Genomic DNA, 16519 nt, shown 5'->3' on the forward strand with positions numbered 1-16519 from the left:
TGAGGAAAAATGCAGCTAGGGCGCACCCCAAACGCGATCGAAAAACAGGAGTATTTCAGTATGGGGTAGAGCCAAATTTTTAAGGCTGTACTTAATATTTTTCTTAAGTACCTACCTATGACATTGATGTAAGTAAAGGGCGTGAGCAAGACGCCGTAACCTTGCTCGATTTTTACTTATTCTTACATGGATGTAAGCTAGTTGAATAACCTAGGAGCAGTTATCGATCCCGCTCGATTACAAATCTCGCGCCGCGATTAAATTGCCCCTAGATTGAACAAATTTTAATTCTGAAAGTTCTATACGCCCTTAATAATTTAGCTCTATTTTAGTTTTTCTGGTGGAAAACCACTTAAAATTGTTGCAACGGCTTCTTGTACTGCTTTGTTACGCTCTTCAGGTGTTTGTTTCTTCTGAAGGCGACCTTCACGAGCACCACGCCAAACAAGCTGGTTAGAGGCACGGTCAACAACATCAATCACTAAAGTGCCCACATCATATTCATGGGTTGTTGTTTGCGTGTTATAACCCATGCCCCAGTAGTTCCAACGTGCACCGTAACCTACATTAAATGTATCAACGTCAACTTTAGTATCAACAGAGGCATGATAGTTAATTAATACATCTGCTGATGCTTCATCCGCAGGTGTCATACCGTTTGCTTGTAATTGTGCATTTACCGCTTCACGCACACGTTTTTCCATCAATGGACTGATTTGATAGTTACCAGCGTCAGCCAAGGTCGCTTGTGGAAACCAAGCAAATGTTTTGTAGTTACCAAAGTCCACAGATTTGTCGTAGTCAATATCAGGCGTTTTTGCACACGCTGCTAGTAGTAATACAGCAGCTGCAATTAGTATATTTTTCATGGAGTTTGCTCCTTGGCAAATTTAATTACTATTCGTTTGATAACATAACATAGAATTAATTCAAGGAAATGTTATTTTTTACCTGTAATTTGTGTACAAAGTAGATGTTGATCAGTCTAGTCGTCCTTGACTGAATGATGCATTAATTTACACAAACGTGGTTATTGTCTTATTCATGCTCTACTTCTATCCAATCCTTTTCATCTACCCAGTTCTGGGCGCCGTCTTTAACGGAGCGAATTGGCACAATATAATCACAGCTAATTTGTGGTTTCACCGATGCAAATATTGGCACAAAGCCAAAACTCAGGGCGGTTTCTATAATTGCTTTTTGATTTTGCGGATCGATATCGGCCGCTTCATCAATATAAATCGGGATGCGGTATAAGTTTTGCTCTTGGTCGCTTAATAAGTAGCGGATAAACAACATGCCGCATAATAATTTTATGGTGATACGCGTACCGTTTGAGCCAGCCGAATCAATTTTTTCAAAATGCTCGGTTTCGCCTGCACGGTTTACTACTTCAAAGCGAATATCAAATAAGTCAGTAAGGGTTAAACCGGCTTTATCAGAGGCAAGTTTAATTAAGTGATCTTTTGCTTCGTTGACAGCACTTTCACTGTAGGGTTCTTGGCTGAGTAAATCCAGCGTATCACCTTGTTCAAACTGATTTGAGGTACTGATGATGGTATCAATACTATCAACCAACATTTTGCGTGGTATCACGTTAATTTTAAATGCTTGCAAGTTTGAAATACGATGCTGACTAATGCCTTTATTGAAGCTGTTCATTTCACGGCGCAGTCTGTCTAAATCTTCACGCAGTCCCTTAATCGTCGCGGCTACTTCTGTGAGTGCAACCCGGGCTTGGCGTTCAACCGCATCACGTTCGTTATCAATATTATGGAACGCGCCAATCAATTTCTGGTATTTACTAAACTCGTCGTTTTCGTTATCAAATTTGGTAATACCAGCATTGTAAATATGCAAATAGGTATTACGAACGTTGATATCAAAATTACGCAGCTCTTGGCAATCTTTATTAAAGTGATGAACTAAGTCACTGAGATTATCGAAATCAATTTGCACATCAATCATATACGGGGTGACTTTACCGCTATATAAATCCAGCGTGTGGTCAATTCGTTCAGATTTCACTTGGCGTAGGCGCTCGGCTTGGCGTGAAATTAAATCTTTTTTCGATTTAATAATCGAGCGTCGATCACTAATTGAACCGCTGTTATTTTGAATATCTTGTAAGTAGCTATCAACTTGCTCGCGTTCAGCCAATAATTGCTCTTTTAAGAGTGTTTGTGCATCAATAGATTGCAGCATAACCTGGAATTGTTCAAAGCGTTTAAGTGCGCTTTCTGCTGCCATGAGTTCATCGTATAAGGCATCTTTTTCTTTTTGTTTGTCGGCCACATTTGCGGCCACATCACGCTGTTGCTTAAATTCATTGAGTGACTGTTCAAGGGCGTTGAGTTGCGCAGTAAGTTGCTCTTTATTTTCACCGCTTTGCATCTGCACCGGTGAGAGTTTTTTCAGCTTGATGGTCGCGCCTGGCAGGGTGAGCACGCCGCCTTTCACGTTATCTGATAATTGCTCTAAAAATGCACCAAAGGCATCTTCGTCAGTGATATCTATATCACCATTACTGGTGGTGGCAAATGACAGAATGTCAGGGTTTAGAATACGCGAGATCTCTTCAACTTCTTTAAGTGATAAATCCTCGCGCATACGGGTAAATAAATTAAACTCAAGATTTTTAAGCTGTAGCTTTAAGCTTTTGATCTGCTTTTGTGTTTCACTAATACGGTAATCAAGAGTATGCAGGCTTTGCCCTTGTGCACTGTTGATAGAATGCGATAGTGACTCGTAATCTTGCTTTAATTGACCAAGGCTTACTTTTAAGGTTGCCATGTTAACCAATTCAAATTCAGATTTTAGAGCACCAAATTCTAAAAACCATTGCTCTATTTGTGTTTGCCTGCGTTCAATATCGCGCGATTGTTGTACATAAAGTTGTTGTTTTTGTTCAAACTCGTGCTTTTCGTGTTCAATGTCTTCAAGGGCAACATTAAGCTCGCTCAATTGCGCCTCTTGGTAGCTATCAAAATCGATTAATGCTTGGTCAATTTTGGGGGCGTATGCGGCTAATTTACCTTTGAGTACGGTTTGGTTTTCAAGCATAGATTCAAGGGCGCTGATAGGCTCTTGCATCGACTCGAGTGCTTTTAGCTCACGTTTTGCGCGGTTTACTTTATCAAAGGAGCGACGCCATACTTCATAAAAATCGACCTTTGAGTTTGACATGTGGCGTTCAAATACGCGTAACATAAAGCGCTTTACGTCGGCAGCGCCTAATTTATGCAGGTTCAAAATACGGCGGAAAATTTCTTTATAAATTGCCGAATCTTGCACGTTGTTAAGCGGGATCATCTTTAAGTTAATGTCGCCATCAAATGGCGTGGCACCACCCGTTAATAGTGCGTTGAGCTCTTGCGCTTTAAGCTCGATAGGGTTAAAGCCTTGCTCTTTTAAATGATTAAACAGCTTAGTGAACTTAATAATGGTTTTACCTTGAGTATACTGCTCAAGATCAAGCTTGCCTTGGTAACAAAAAAACTGATGTGCGTAACCGGCAATTTTACCAAGCCCAGCTACACCAATCACCACCGGGCCATGGGGCAGGTCGGCTTCGAGTAAAATATAGGATTGATCTGACGAAAAATAAAATTTACGAGTTTCGTCTAAATCATGACCGTCCCATTCTGTTAGGCGTAAATCATTAATAAGCGGAAATTGCAGAGCATTGATCACCGAGCTTTTACCGGTGTTATTTGGTGCACAAATTGAGCTGCTTTTATCAAGCGGGATCACACATTTGGCATAACCGGCGGTGTTTAATAATGCCAGCTTACTGAGGCCGTATAGGTTTTTCATTATTCGTCCTCTCCAATATAGGTTTCTTCGTTTACTTCCATTAAGGCATCAATATAACGGTAGATAGGTGCTTGCAGCATAAAGCCGCCTTCTACTTCACGGGCAAGGCCAAGTCGTATCATGCGTAAGTACACGTCTTTACGTAGGTCTGATCCTGAAAAAATTTCGAGTTGATCAAATAAGTGCTTGTTCATTTGCACTAAAGTTTGCATCAGTTCTAAATCATTCACTTCATCAAATAAGGCACGCATTGGGTCTTTACCTGAGTTTGCATAGTGCTCAATTAAGATATAAATGGTTAAGGCAATCGCGCGGGAAATTTTCCCCATATTGGGTGTACTTTCATCACTGGCAAAGTAATAAAAACCACGGCTGTCATGTTGTAAATCGTGGCCAAGGGCGCTGAATAATGCGCGGTAATGATCAATTTGTTGATCAAGCTCTTGCCACATTACGGTGTCTTGTTCGCTAATGTGATAGCCGGTGACTAATTTTTTATTAATTGCTTGTAGATGACTAAGTTCATCTAAATTTATCTGTGTCATAACGGTTACTCATCCACTGTTGGTGTTCGCTGAGAGTCAACAGGCTTAGAATTAAAAGGGAAAAGAGAAAAATGTTGCCCGGCAATTTTCACGCGCATTTTTTCATCGCTTTGATTGATTTCAATATCGGTGTCACTTACCAGCTTTTGATATAAAAACAGCATTTCATCGGCTTCAAGGTCGGGGTAGCTTTGCTCTAAAAAGGTCAATAATGGTTGTGGCTTTTTACGTTTAGCATTGAAGCGTTTTTTAAAGTTTGCTTTAACATTATTGTAATCTGGAATATTGGGCGTAACAAAAGCAGGCACATCTTGTTGATCAGGAAGTTCGTATTCACTGTGTTCAAACTCAACAAGTGCAGCCATATAAGCGACCATATGGCGCTGTTGCCCCAATGAGAACCGCTGCGTGTCAGAGACAAAATGTGGTTGTACGGCGCTGAGCATATTATCAACGCCATTTTTACGTACTAAACCAAGTACTTTAGCTGCTTGACGAGTGATCATATTATTACGGCGCAACTCTTCACGCAGTGGCATTAGCATATCGGCACTTTTACGCAGGCTTTCGCGACCAACTAAATGCATTTCTAAAATTCGGGTACGTAATCGTTCAAGCATGCGTTTATCTTGATAAGCTTTACCGCTGCGTTCAATATATTCGATTTGCGTACTGATTTTTGTTTCGATGGTATTAAAACAAGCATGAAAATCGCCACGAATATCAACCATTTCAAGCATTGGTTCAATGTATTCATCAAACGCTTCAATCACCGCTTGATAACGCTTTTGTAATGATTGCACCGCATTATTAGCTTTTGCTTGTTCTACAATATTTAAAATGGCATTTTCGTTGTGGGCAAATAATTTCATTATTTTACGCACCCGATCATCCATAATGCGGCTAAAACGGCGCATCTCGTCGTAGTCTTCAATACTACCGGCATTGTCTAAACGGTTACCCAAACGGGCTAAATCTTCAACCAGCACGCTAATTTCTTGCGCCAAGCCTAAATGTTCTTCCTGCAATAAAAAAGTGGCAAAATCTGCAATTGCACGGTTAATTTCAAGTTGTGACGATTTAGCCAAGGGAATAATAATATCTTGGTTTAAAAGGCGGTTGGTTTCTTTGTAAATGCGCTCATTTGACCACGTAGGTTGTTTTTGTTTGATCGCATTTTGCACGTCTTTTAGGCTGAAATCAGCCATTTTAAAACGTTTAAATAGCAGCTCTAACATTCCCCAGTGCTCTGTTAGGGTATTTAGCAACTTTTTAGCTGGGATCATAAAACTCCAAAAATCCTAATTTATCTTGTAAAGCCGGCTTGTTAGGCCTCAGCGATTAGTCGTAGAAAAGCAAATTGACAATAGTTTTACACATTCTTTGGTGCTAGACTGCGCGCCGTGTCGTCCTGCGGCTCATAACATACAATTTTTACATTTTTATAAAGGTTGTTCAAACACCATGGTAACTGCAATTATCCTAACCCTGATAACGCTAGCATTCGTGCTCATCGTTATAGAGGATATTATCCATGTAAACAAGGCCAAAACCACGCTTTTCTTTGGTACTTTATGCTGGATTATCTTATTTATCTCGCCGCTTCACGGGCAAAGCCCCGAAAACGTACAACATCAACTTGACCACAATATTTTAGAGATTGCCACACTCTGGTTGTTTTTAATGGCTGCAATGACCTTTGTAGCCTATTTGAACTCCAAAGGTTTTATCCAAAATATTGTGCATAAGATAATGCCCAGTGCTATTAGCGAACGCAAACTGATGTTTTTGATTGGCGGGTTCTCCTTCTTATTTTCGTCGATTTCAGACAATATCACAGCCACATTAATTTCCCTTGCGGTGGTGATGTCGTTAAAACTCGATCCGAAAAAGCTAATTAAATACGCTACGCTTATCATCTTTAGTGTGAACTCGGGCGGAGTGTCGTTAATTACCGGTGATGTTACTACCTTGATGATTTTCCTTGATGACAAAGTTACCATTGGTCACTTGCTATTGTTGGTTGTGCCTGCGTTATTTAGCGTGGCGCTATTGGCCATTATGCTGTCATTTGGACTCAACGGCCAAGTTGAGTTTACCAAACAAGAGGACCGTCGCATTGAGAAAACAGATATCACTATTGCAGTGATTTTCTTATCAACGATTGTCGGGACATTAACGTTAAGCGTGCTTTATCATGTGCCGCCTTTGTTAACTTTCTTATTTGGTTTGTCGTTGATGTTTTTAGTAGCGCAATTTTTAATGCGCAAAAAAGATGTGAATAAAAAAATCATCGATTATATTCGCGAAATAGAATACGACACCTTACTGTTCTTCGTTGGCGTATTATTACTTGTAGGCGCTCTGAAAGAAGTCGGTATGCTCAGTAAGTTCACTCATCTTTACGAGTTAATGCCAGCACAATACGCTAATTATTTAATGGGTATATTATCAGCTGCGGTTGACAACGTACCACTAACGGCTGCGTTACTTAAAGCTGAAATAGTGATGAGTCCACAACAATGGTTGTCGTTTACGTATGCAACTGGAGTGGGTGGGTCCATGCTTATTATTGGCTCGGCTGCCGGTATTATCGCTATGAGTAAAGTAAAAGCGCTTACCTTCATGAGTTATTTACGTATGTCGGTGTATTTATTAATCGCTTATACAATTGGTTATATGGGATCGTATTTAGCAGGTAGTTTTATTTAATTGCTTTTATTATTTAAAACAACTTGACAGCTAGACGTCTAAACGATAACTTTCAAAGCCCGCTTAATAGCGGGTTTTGTTATTTAATTGCTAATAATTTACGTAATTAATCTAACATTCAGAAGAGGTGCGGTACTTAGGTACTTAATGTTAGGCGACGTATGCCTGTAATCATTAAGGAGGGAAGTACTCGCCGAGGAAAGCAACTGGACGTCACAGTGGTTTTTCGGTTTATGGGGCTGAATCCTCAAAACTGTCACCAATTAGGTGGAGAGCTTCTGGCAGTGGACTTTTCTTATCGAGCACCCCCTTGCCAAGTTCTTCTTGTTTTATCGTGGTATGAATGCCACAAAAGGAGACGACATGAATACCCAATTAGCTGCAACTAACTTGCAACAGTCAGCACAAAATCAAAAATCAGACTACGTAGTCGCAAAGTTCGGTGGCACCAGTGTGGCTAACTTTGAAGCGATGAGCCGTTGCAGTGAAATTATTGTAGCCGATAACAACGTACGAGTAGTGGCCGTCAGTGCCAGCGCAGGAGTGACTAATCACCTTGTGACCTTATGTAAAAAAGATTTATCAGCAGATGAGCGCAATGAGAACATTGCTGGCGTTATTGCTATTCAAGAAGCTATTTTAAATGAGCTGTCATTGGATGCTGATTTAGCTCATGGCTTTGATGAAACCATTAAAGCTTTTAAGTCACTTGCCAGTGAGCCACTAAAATCAAAGCAACAACATGATGAGTTATTGAGCTTTGGTGAGCGTTTATCATCCTATTTATTTACTCAGGTACTGCGTTTAAATGGCTTAAATGCGGTGCGTTTTGATGTGCGACAGGTATTAAAAACCGACAGCCAGTTTTCTAAAGCAACCCCAGATGTAGCTGCAACAGCAATGGCCGCAAAAGAGCATTTAATTCCGTTATTAGCTGAACAGGTTATTGTAACTCAAGGCTTTATAGGCAGCGACGCACATGGTCAAACTACCACACTTGGTCGTGGTGGTTCAGATTACAGTGCGGCATTACTGGCCGAAGCTATAAACGCTAAGAGCGTGCACATTTGGACTGATGTCGTGGGCATTTTTAGCACTGATCCGCGCTTATGTGCTAAGGCTACGCCGATTGCGCGTTTAAGTTTTGATGAAGCGGCCGAAATGGCTACCTTTGGGGCGAAAGTATTACATCCGGCAACTATCTTACCTGCGAGCCGCAGCCATATTAGTGTGTTTGTTGGTTCTAGCCGTGAGCCTGAACGTGGTGGTACCTGGATCGAACGTGAGAAATCACAAATCCCCGGAATTCGTGCTGTCACGCAGCGTAAAAATCAAATATTGTTAACCTTAAAAAGCCCCGAAATGCTTTTGGCTAGTGGCTTTTTAGCTCACGTGTTTACAATTTTAAGTGAGTTTAATATCTCGGTTGATTTGGTAACTACCTCTGAGATAAGTGTTGCAATTACTTTAGATAATGCGCCAAATGCCTCGCGTCCTGAGCTTGATCAAGAATGCCTTGATAAGTTAGCGGAGTTTTGCCACGTGTCGGTTGAGAACAACTTAACCTTAGTGGCATTAATTGGTTCACAAATTCAATTACGTCAGCAAGAAATTAACTTAATGAATGTATTAAGCGATTTTAATATTCGCTTAATTTGTCATGGCGCAAGTAAACATAACCTGTGCTTTTTAGTGGAGCAGAGCGAGTCAGACTTTGTTGTGCAAGCGATCCACAGCCGTTTATTAGAAGTTCAAAACGCCGCGTAATTTGGCGGTAGAATTTACCACAGAGCACTGCCAGTCAGTGCTCTTGTCACTTACCACACTGATATCAAACTCATGATATTGACAACTCAGCGCTGTTAAATTTGCTCGCTCAAGTTCAGTAAATACATTGGGGCTGAGTAATTTTGCAATTGGTTGGCTGGTGGCTTTGGCAAGTGCTTCTTTTAAGGTCCATATTCTAAAAAATCGTTCTGCACTTTGCTGATCTTGCGTTATTAAATTTACCTCATCAAGATGATAAAAATGCTTAGCGAGCTTTGCAAATGGACGCTTCAGGTTTATTTTTTCAATATCAAAACCAAATTCAATTCGTTCTACATTTAATGCAGCACCCACAAAACCATTAGAGTGGGATAAACAACTACGCAATACAGTGTCACTGTCCGTTATATGTAGCAGTAATTTACTGCTTTGCTGGTCAAATTCAGAGCTAATATGGTTATTTGCTAGCTCACGAAATTGTGGCATCGTTTGTTTTACTAAATACTTAAGCAGTAGCCGAGTGGCTAAATATTCTTGCTTGGCTTTGTAACTTTTTCTACGGGTGATCACCGTCAGTTCAAATGGGCTTAATAGTGCGTTTAAATCGAATTTATCGACATTTAACTGCTGGGCATCAAATAATAAAATAGTTTTCGCATTAAACGGCTGCACGCTGTGTTTGGTGATAACGAGTTGCTGTTGAAAAAATAACGCAGGCATAAAATCCACAATTAAAGTGATAAAAGAACAAACATGTTTATATTTTGTGCGGTTGTGCGCTGGTTAATTAAGCCAAGGCAAATTTATTACTCTGTGAGAGTTAAATATGGTTTAATTCACAATAATGAAAAATAATAACAGATTTGTAGATGTATGGCACAATTGCGTGATGGTTTTCAAAGCCGCCTTGGCTTTGTTTTAGCAGCTTCTGGCGCTGCAGTTGGATTAGGTAATATTTGGGGATTTCCCACGCAAGCGGCAAATCATGGCGGCGGCGCGTTTTTACTAGTCTATTTTATAGTTATCTTTTTTTTAGCCTTGCCAGCTTTATACACTGAGTTGTATTTAGGCCATAAAGCGCAAGCTAATCCGGTTAAAGCACTTAGACAAGCATGGCAAGAGCAAGCACCGCAAGTAGGCGCTGCTGCTGGTTATTTAGGTTTAGCCGGTGCGATTGTGATGCTGAGCTTTTACTCAATTGTTGCAGGTTGGATGCTTGCTTATGCCCTTGAACCCATTGCTAGCTTTTTTGGATTTACCACCGTCAGTACGTTTTTACACACGGATTCGATGGCGCGTAATTTTGTATTTACACCACTGATGCTGATCCTCACTGCGAGTATTATTCTCAAAGGTGTTAAATCTGGCATAGAAACATGGTCGCGACGGTTAATGCCGATGCTATTGGTGTTACTCGTTGTGCTAATTGCTTATATAGCCACGCTTGATGGCGCAAGTGAAGGCTTTGCTGCGTATTTAGTGCCAGACTTTAGCCAAATACTCGACCCAGGTTTAATTATTGCGGCAATGGGGCAGGCGTTCTTTTCACTGTCACTGGGTGTCGGTTGTATGATGATTTATGGCTCGTACTTGCAGCCTGATGCTAATTTGCCGCGGTTAACCGCGTCGGTAGCGTTACTTGATACAGGGGTTGCCTTTTTAGCAGGTTTATTAATTATTCCTGCAATTTACGTGGCGCAGCACAATGGCGTGCAAGTATTTAGTGATGGAAAATTAGTGGGAGAAGGGCAACTAATTTTCGCAATTCTACCGCAGTTATTTAATACTATGGGCGAAATTGGCTTATTGGTTGGTTTACTGTTTTTTGTACTTATGTCGATTGCATCACTCACATCGACTATTTCATCAACTGAAATTCCAGTGGCTTTTTTAGTTGAAAACCATCAAGTAGAGCGTAAAAAAGCGACGTTTTTAGTGAGCTTAACGGTTTTAGCCGCGTCATCGTTGATTATTTTCAATTTTGATTGGTTATTTGGTTTAGTGATCATGGTACTGACTCAGTATCAATTACCGCTTATGGGCTTATTTTACTTTATCACTGTAGGGTGGTTGTGGCGCCGTGGTAATCAATTAAATGAGGCTGCAAGTGGCATGCGTTATTGGTTTGCTCAGTACATACGTTATGTGTGTCCGATACTGATGACCGCCGTGTTCGCTAATGTCGCGTTTGGTTGATAATTTAGCTGTCAGTTTTTTAGTTTTAATTGTTAATACATAGTGTTATACCAATCGTTTTAAGCTACTGACCATTTAGCTCGCTAGAATGGTTAAATATTTAAGTCGATTGGTATTATATCCAAGGAGGAATTATGAACATAGATGTTAAAGTACCCACGCTTCCAGACTCAATACACACAGCAGATATCGCTAAACTTTATGTTAGTGAAGGCCAACTCGTTTATGCCGGTGATGTGTTATTTGATGTTGAAACTGAAAAAGTCGTTTTAGAAGTCATGGCCGACTGCAGTGGCATTATTGAGAATATAACGATTGCAAATGGCGACCATGTTAATCCTGAACAGGTTGTAATGACTTTGCAGCAGCTTGCAGACAGCGAACTGCCAGCAAGACCAACAGCTCAACAGCCTCAACCACGAGTAAGCGACTCAGAAAATGACGTTATTGTTTCTCCTTGGTTGAGTAAACTAAATAAAAGTTTAATTATTGCTCTAGCAGTCTGCGCTTTAGCCATCCTTTTTGTGCTGGGTAAATAGCTAAAATGACCAATTATGTAAACCACCCAAGATATGGCAGCGAGCCAATCCTCTCTGGAAATAGTTACCCAAAACAAGAAATCGAGAATGCCTTTTGGCGATATTCAAGTGTTCGCTACTTTTCTGAGACGGCAATCCCCGCAGTTATCGAAAAACAATGTGACAGTTTATATCCAAGGCAACTGTATGTTGATATAGAAGAGCAATGTGTCGATTGTCATAGAGCGTTTATATTTTTTGCTAAAGAGCAGCAATACTGGTTTGAAGAATTAAAGTTTTGGATTGATGCACATGCGATCAAGTGCTTTGAATGCAGAAAGAAAACCCGTGCAATAAACCGGCTGCAAATTACCTATGCAAACTTAATCATTAAAGAGCATATAACGTTTGAGGAAACTCAATTGCTCAAGTCCAGCACGCAGCAACTTTTTGAGTCAGGAGTGATCAAAAAGATTAATAAAATAAATGCTATCCGTAAAATGTAAGTGCCAGTGTTTAAGATACTTATATGTATAAGCTTGTTTGTCAGATTCGATTAACAGGACTCAACCAAGTCTGACTGTCACAGATGTGCTATGAGCGTTAAGGCAGTAAGTCTGAAGTCAAGATGTTACTCCTCAGCCTTTAAGGTTACTCCTATACACTTCTTATCCACACCCTGATTTACTTTTGGCAAAGTTCATTAGTATTAATAGCAAACGTTCATGTTTTATTAAATCTCCCCATGACATTTAGAGAAGGCTCTTCCACTACCGCAATAGCAATCATCAAAAGATTCTTTTAATCCATGTTTTTTAATAAGCTCTAATTGGCGTGATTTAATATGATCTTTTTGTTTTTTTTCAATAAACGATGCAATTTTTTCGTCTAGATATACTTCTGGAGTCCAGTTATCTAGAAGCTTGGGTATAAAAAAAGAATCAATAGCAGAGGCTGTTATACCTAATGGAGTGTTAAATAAGCCGATAACAGTAGGGTATAAAAACCTTACAGCACTTGCTTTTATAGATTTATTCTTCTTTTTCAATAAAGCGGAAACTAACTTGTCTTTATCAAAGTCATTTGATTTTAACCACTTTCTAAAGATACTAGCTTGGCCTGAATCTCTGATCTTTATCAGATCGTCAACACTTAAAATATTTCGTTTAAACAAATAAAAAAGGTCTGGAATCCCTTTTTTTTGCAATAAGTATTCAAATCCTTCAGTTTTTGTTACTAAATTTGAATTTAAAATAATTTTTTGTTTTAAATAAGATTCTGAAATAGAGTCTTGTATTATTGATTCAGCATTACACTTATTTTGTAAAACAAAACCTTGAGCTACCTCACAAACCCTAAGTTTAATTGATTTTTCAACAAAGTTAGGAGTATTATCTTCAACACCAAGAGCAGTTCGAAATTTTTTAGAATTAAAATCTCTTATAGTTTCACTAATTATTTTTTCTTCATCTGAGTATTCCGCATCTTGATCTATCAGAATCTTTTTTGAGTCAACTAATTGCCTTAGTTTTGACTGATCTTTACTGCTTTTGCATTTTATATTGGTATATCCATAAAAAATGTCTTTAATTGGCTTTAACTTTCCTAGTACACTTAACTTTAAATCGCCATCTCTCTCTAAATATGCAAAGTCACGCTGATCATATAAGACTGTTAAAGCATCTTCTTGCATCAAAGTCATAATATTTCGAGAGCCTAATAGCTCAATACATCTAATAAAATCATCGTATCTTAAAATCACCTTATCATGCATTAGCAAACCAAGAAATAATTGCTTAAGAGAATTATCAAGCGCAGCATCATATTCCATTTTGCTAAATGCGAACCCAGAAAATCCTTTGGGTATCTCTTCGAAACTTTGTTTATCGTTACTATATATTGAAAAACTACCTAAAGCTTTGGGAAATGAATTAATTAATACATTTGACAAGTTGATCCCTTCTTATGACTGATATTTAAAGTGTTTGCTCACTATAAAACAAATATATATGTGAATACTATCTATACAGAATTATCTTCAAAATCGTAATAAAAACACAGCTGCATATTAATTACTTAGTTAAGATGTGAGCAATGTAATAAAAAATCGTTTGGAATAATCCTAATCACTGTGTAGTGGCCACCCATTAATAAACAAATATATACTTTTTGATATACCAGTGAACGCTTGTAACGCTAAGCTAACAGGCAAAATTAAAGTAGCTAAAATTGATCGACGGGACAAGATTATTTAAATTTGCCTAGTTTAGCTTTTTGTTAGTTATCTAATTTTCCTCTGTTATGTAGAGGTACTCTATATTGATATTTTTTATATCTTCATATTTGAGTATAAGCCTATCACCCTTTATTTCATAGAAGCGCTGGGAACCAGAATTCTGCAAATCATCAGTTGACATTTCATCTGACTCAATTGGTCGTCTCATTGCGTCTACTAAAACAACCCTGTCTAATTGTCCATTAGAATCAAGGTAAAAATCCTCTAATAATCCATAATATAGAAATGCTGTATTTTTAGACTCAACTAAGCAAGACAGCTTTATGATTTGAGCATCTTGTGTGTCTGAAAGCTTACCTTTAAGTTCATAATACCATGGAGTATCAAACGATAATTTAGACGATTTATATGGGTTAAGCTTAAAAATCCCCCATTGAACAAACTTACCAAAGATGTAAGCAAGTAAAAAAGATAAAGCAAAATATATTAAGACGCGAGGGATACTGCGGTTAATAACCCCAAGCTCTGTCTCACTCAAAGTTTTAGAGCCAGTTAATAGTTTGATACAAAGCTCGAAATTAACTTCACTGCCCGATAAAGGAACTAATACGTAGATTAAGAAACAATGTAAAATTAATGCATAAAAAAAAGCCAACGATGAGGAAACATCAAATGGCTTTTTTTCTATACTGGTATTTTCAACTTTTTCGTAAGAGTTTTGGAAAATAAAACCTGGAATAATCAGTATTAAAATAAAAAAAGCAGGAAAAGCTATATTCATGTCACGACATTATCTTTAGGAGAATGCGTAGAGATTCTATATTTTTTACCATTTGATAATGTTATTACTGTAGATTCTTTTGAGCTGCTTGAAATGAACTCCCTTAGTTGTCTATTTCCGGAAGGATCTCCTTTAACTATTTTTGCTAAATTGCCTAATAATGCTTTCATAAAAACTCCCAAGAAAATTAATTGGAACGATTATAGCTTACCTTAACCATAAAATGTACACCACTAATGTTTAGGGCCACTCCAGCTTATGCAACTAAACAGGCTTAAGCCAAGCTAACTTGGTTGATTTTTTGTACCTTGATTTTTAAACTTTGACCTAGCACCTAGCACCTAGCACCTAGCACCTAAAGCAACCCCTTATTTAACTTCATTACTTAGTGGTTGGTTATTGGCGAACTCAAGTGCATTATTTACGGTGATTTGCGCAATTTCACTTAATGCTTCTTTGGTAAAAAAGCCTTGGTGGCCGGTGACCAGTACGTTTGGAAAACTTACCAAACGCGAAAACACATCGTCTTGCATAATTTCATCACTGCGGTCTTTAAAGAATAGTTCTGACTCTTGTTCGTACACATCTAGCCCTAAATAACCCAATTTTTTAGTTTTAAGTGCGCCAATACAGGCTTTGCTATCAACTAATGCGCCGCGGGAAGTGTTTATAAGCATCACCCCTTGCTTCATTTTGGCAAAAGCGTGTTCGTTGATCATATGATGAGTTTGCTCGGTTAACGGGCAGTGTAAAGAGATCACATCGCTTTGACTTAATAAAGTGTCTAGATCACAAATTGTATAATTGCCTGGTACTGCATAAGGGTCGCAAACCAATACATTTGCACCAAAGCCATTGAGTATATTTACTAAAGCCAAGCCAATTTTTCCACAGCCAATGATACCAATGGTTTTCTTGAATAAGTTAAAGCCAAGCAAGCCATTTAAATCAAAATTATCTTCACGGATACGGTTATAGGCTTTGTGAGTTTTGCGATTGAGGGTAAGCATTAATGCTACACAGTGCTCTGCAACTGCCTCAGGGCTGTAAGCGGGTACTCGGCATACTTCGATGTTATGGGCATGTGCCGCAGCTAGGTCAACGTTATTAAAGCCAGCACAGCGTAATAAAATACATTTCACGCCGAATTGAGCAAGCTGATCAATAACCGTTTTATCAACGATATCGTTTACAAATACGCATACAGCATCAAAGCCTTGGCTAAGTATGGCACTTTTCGCATCAAGAGATTGTTCAAAACGGGTTAATTTGATGCGTGTTTGATTGTTTAAACAGGCATCAAAAGATGCATGTTCATATTTTTGCGAACTGAAAAGCGCTACCGTTAGTTGCATCATTAATATTACTCTCTATGACCTGTTTCAAGGTGTCGGGTTTAGTGCGCGGTGCATAACGTACCGCCAATTGTCCCTCAGAGTTTATTAGAAACTTGGTGAAATTCCATTTTATAGCACGATTTTGTGCAATTCCTCGGGTATGTGCTTTTAAATAGTTAAATAACGGATGAGCATCAGGGCCGTTGACCATTACTTTACTAAACACAGGAAAACTAACATTAAACTGTTGTTGATAAAAGTCTTTAATATCAATGTTGTCTATTGGCTCATTGTAGTCAAATTGATTACACGGAAATGCTAACACAATAAACCCTTGTGCTTTATATTGCTGATATAGTTTTTCGAGTGCGCTTAACTGCACCGAAAAGTTACACTTACTGGCGGTATTGACGATTAAAATCGTTTTGCCTTTTAACTGACTTAAGGCAAAATTTTCGCCGTTATAAAGCGGGGCACTGAATTGATATATGCTATCCATAGGTTACCTATTTTGTCTCGTCCATGAAGAAATTTAATGAAGACTTTTTCATTCGCTTTTTTACTGTTCGGTTGAGATAATCAAATTATCTTTTTAAGTTACCACTGAAATA

Annotated in this window: 15 protein-coding genes and 1 riboswitch; of the genes, 5 read left to right on the forward strand and 10 right to left on the reverse strand. The window is 38.7% G+C overall.

The window, feature by feature from the left end; translation table 11 throughout:
• Positions 1-323: 323 nt before the first annotated feature.
• From H5183_RS06505 to H5183_RS06520, 4 genes are all read right to left on the reverse strand, one after another.
• Positions 324-869 (reverse strand): DUF4136 domain-containing protein, encoded by a 546-nt coding sequence (locus H5183_RS06505; protein WP_145242267.1) that lies wholly within the window; start codon positions 867-869, stop codon positions 324-326.
• A 169-nt stretch (positions 870-1038) separates the two neighbouring features.
• A complete protein-coding gene (locus H5183_RS06510; RefSeq protein WP_182731244.1) occupies positions 1039-3816 on the reverse strand; it encodes an ATPase in 2778 nt (925 codons plus the stop codon).
• Complete coding sequence (locus H5183_RS06515) at positions 3816-4361, reverse strand: condensin complex protein MksE (protein ID WP_149982697.1); 546 nt, start codon at positions 4359-4361, stop codon at positions 3816-3818. The genes H5183_RS06510 and H5183_RS06515 overlap by 1 nt, the downstream gene beginning before the upstream one ends.
• A 5-nt stretch (positions 4362-4366) precedes the next feature.
• On the reverse strand, positions 4367-5647 hold the full coding sequence (locus H5183_RS06520; RefSeq protein ID WP_182731245.1) for a hypothetical protein: 1281 nt from the start codon (positions 5645-5647) through the stop codon (positions 4367-4369).
• Between the two features lie 178 nt (positions 5648-5825).
• On the opposite strand from H5183_RS06520, the gene nhaD reads away from it, so the two are divergent.
• A complete protein-coding gene (nhaD, locus tag H5183_RS06525; protein ID WP_145242276.1) occupies positions 5826-7073 on the forward strand; it encodes a sodium:proton antiporter NhaD in 1248 nt (415 codons plus the stop codon).
• 114 nt (positions 7074-7187) lie between these two features.
• A riboswitch (Lysine riboswitch) is annotated at positions 7188-7359 on the forward strand.
• 77 nt (positions 7360-7436) lie between these two features.
• On the forward strand, positions 7437-8840 hold the full coding sequence (gene lysC / locus H5183_RS06530; protein WP_149982695.1) for a lysine-sensitive aspartokinase 3: 1404 nt from the start codon (positions 7437-7439) through the stop codon (positions 8838-8840).
• Here lysC and H5183_RS06535 read toward each other — a convergent pair.
• Positions 8817-9560 (reverse strand): 4'-phosphopantetheinyl transferase superfamily protein, encoded by a 744-nt coding sequence (locus H5183_RS06535; protein WP_182731246.1) that lies wholly within the window; start codon positions 9558-9560, stop codon positions 8817-8819. The two genes, lysC and H5183_RS06535, sit on opposite strands and share 24 nt — an antisense overlap.
• 153 nt (positions 9561-9713) lie before the next feature.
• Between H5183_RS06535 and H5183_RS06540 the strand changes: the two genes are divergently transcribed.
• The 3 genes from H5183_RS06540 (at position 9714) to H5183_RS06550 (ending at position 12060) form a co-directional block, all read left to right on the forward strand.
• The gene (locus tag H5183_RS06540) at positions 9714-11036 is read left to right on the forward strand and encodes a sodium-dependent transporter (protein WP_182719136.1); all 1323 of its coding nucleotides are present in this window, start codon (positions 9714-9716) and stop codon (positions 11034-11036) included.
• A 134-nt stretch (positions 11037-11170) separates the two neighbouring features.
• Positions 11171-11575: a biotin/lipoyl-containing protein gene (locus H5183_RS06545; RefSeq protein ID WP_182731247.1), complete on the forward strand. Its 405-nt coding sequence runs from the start codon at positions 11171-11173 to the stop codon at positions 11573-11575.
• A 5-nt stretch (positions 11576-11580) separates the two neighbouring features.
• Entirely contained in the window at positions 11581-12060 is a 480-nt protein-coding gene (locus H5183_RS06550) for a zinc-ribbon domain containing protein (protein WP_182731248.1), read from the forward strand.
• A 227-nt stretch (positions 12061-12287) separates the two neighbouring features.
• On the opposite strand, the gene H5183_RS06555 is transcribed toward H5183_RS06550, so the two are convergent.
• The 5 genes from H5183_RS06555 to H5183_RS06575 all read right to left on the reverse strand — a co-directional run bounded on the left by H5183_RS06555 (position 12288) and on the right by H5183_RS06575 (position 16407).
• A complete protein-coding gene (locus tag H5183_RS06555; RefSeq protein WP_182731249.1) occupies positions 12288-13505 on the reverse strand; it encodes an SEC-C domain-containing protein in 1218 nt (405 codons plus the stop codon).
• Between the two features lie 334 nt (positions 13506-13839).
• Positions 13840-14571 carry a hypothetical protein gene (locus H5183_RS06560; protein ID WP_182731250.1) on the reverse strand — a complete coding sequence of 244 codons (732 nt, stop codon included), beginning with the start codon at positions 14569-14571 and terminating at the stop codon, positions 13840-13842.
• Positions 14568-14741 carry a hypothetical protein gene (locus tag H5183_RS06565; protein ID WP_182731251.1) on the reverse strand — a complete coding sequence of 58 codons (174 nt, stop codon included), beginning with the start codon at positions 14739-14741 and terminating at the stop codon, positions 14568-14570. Before H5183_RS06565 ends, H5183_RS06560 begins: the two co-directional genes overlap by 4 nt.
• A 198-nt stretch (positions 14742-14939) precedes the next feature.
• On the reverse strand, positions 14940-15926 hold the full coding sequence (locus tag H5183_RS06570; protein WP_182731294.1) for a 2-hydroxyacid dehydrogenase: 987 nt from the start codon (positions 15924-15926) through the stop codon (positions 14940-14942).
• On the reverse strand, positions 15886-16407 hold the full coding sequence (locus H5183_RS06575) for a glutathione peroxidase (RefSeq protein WP_182731252.1): 522 nt from the start codon (positions 16405-16407) through the stop codon (positions 15886-15888). Before H5183_RS06575 ends, H5183_RS06570 begins: the two co-directional genes overlap by 41 nt.
• Positions 16408-16519 lie beyond the last annotated feature (112 nt).

Origin of the sequence: Pseudoalteromonas sp. SR44-8 (assembly GCF_014163635.1) — a bacterium.
Lineage (GTDB): Bacteria > Pseudomonadota > Gammaproteobacteria > Enterobacterales > Alteromonadaceae > Pseudoalteromonas > Pseudoalteromonas rhizosphaerae.

Bases quoted from the DNA above. Each gene is read 5' to 3' on its own strand.
- H5183_RS06505 (WP_145242267.1), bottom strand. From the start codon at position 869: ATGAAAAATATACTAATTGCAGCTGCTGTATTACTACTAGCAGCGTGT.
- H5183_RS06510 (WP_182731244.1), bottom strand. From the start codon at position 3,816: ATGAAAAACCTATACGGCCTCAGTAAGCTGGCATTATTAAACACCGCC.
- H5183_RS06515 (WP_149982697.1), bottom strand. From the start codon at position 4,361: ATGACACAGATAAATTTAGATGAACTTAGTCATCTACAAGCAATTAAT.
- H5183_RS06520 (WP_182731245.1), bottom strand. From the start codon at position 5,647: ATGATCCCAGCTAAAAAGTTGCTAAATACCCTAACAGAGCACTGGGGA.
- nhaD (WP_145242276.1), top strand. From the start codon at position 5,826: ATGGTAACTGCAATTATCCTAACCCTGATAACGCTAGCATTCGTGCTC.
- lysC (WP_149982695.1), top strand. From the start codon at position 7,437: ATGAATACCCAATTAGCTGCAACTAACTTGCAACAGTCAGCACAAAAT.
- H5183_RS06535 (WP_182731246.1), bottom strand. From the start codon at position 9,560: ATGCCTGCGTTATTTTTTCAACAGCAACTCGTTATCACCAAACACAGC.
- H5183_RS06540 (WP_182719136.1), top strand. From the start codon at position 9,714: ATGGCACAATTGCGTGATGGTTTTCAAAGCCGCCTTGGCTTTGTTTTA.
- H5183_RS06545 (WP_182731247.1), top strand. From the start codon at position 11,171: ATGAACATAGATGTTAAAGTACCCACGCTTCCAGACTCAATACACACA.
- H5183_RS06550 (WP_182731248.1), top strand. From the start codon at position 11,581: ATGACCAATTATGTAAACCACCCAAGATATGGCAGCGAGCCAATCCTC.
- H5183_RS06560 (WP_182731250.1), bottom strand. From the start codon at position 14,571: ATGAATATAGCTTTTCCTGCTTTTTTTATTTTAATACTGATTATTCCA.
- H5183_RS06565 (WP_182731251.1), bottom strand. From the start codon at position 14,741: ATGAAAGCATTATTAGGCAATTTAGCAAAAATAGTTAAAGGAGATCCT.
- H5183_RS06570 (WP_182731294.1), bottom strand. From the start codon at position 15,926: ATGCAACTAACGGTAGCGCTTTTCAGTTCGCAAAAATATGAACATGCA.
- H5183_RS06575 (WP_182731252.1), bottom strand. From the start codon at position 16,407: ATGGATAGCATATATCAATTCAGTGCCCCGCTTTATAACGGCGAAAAT.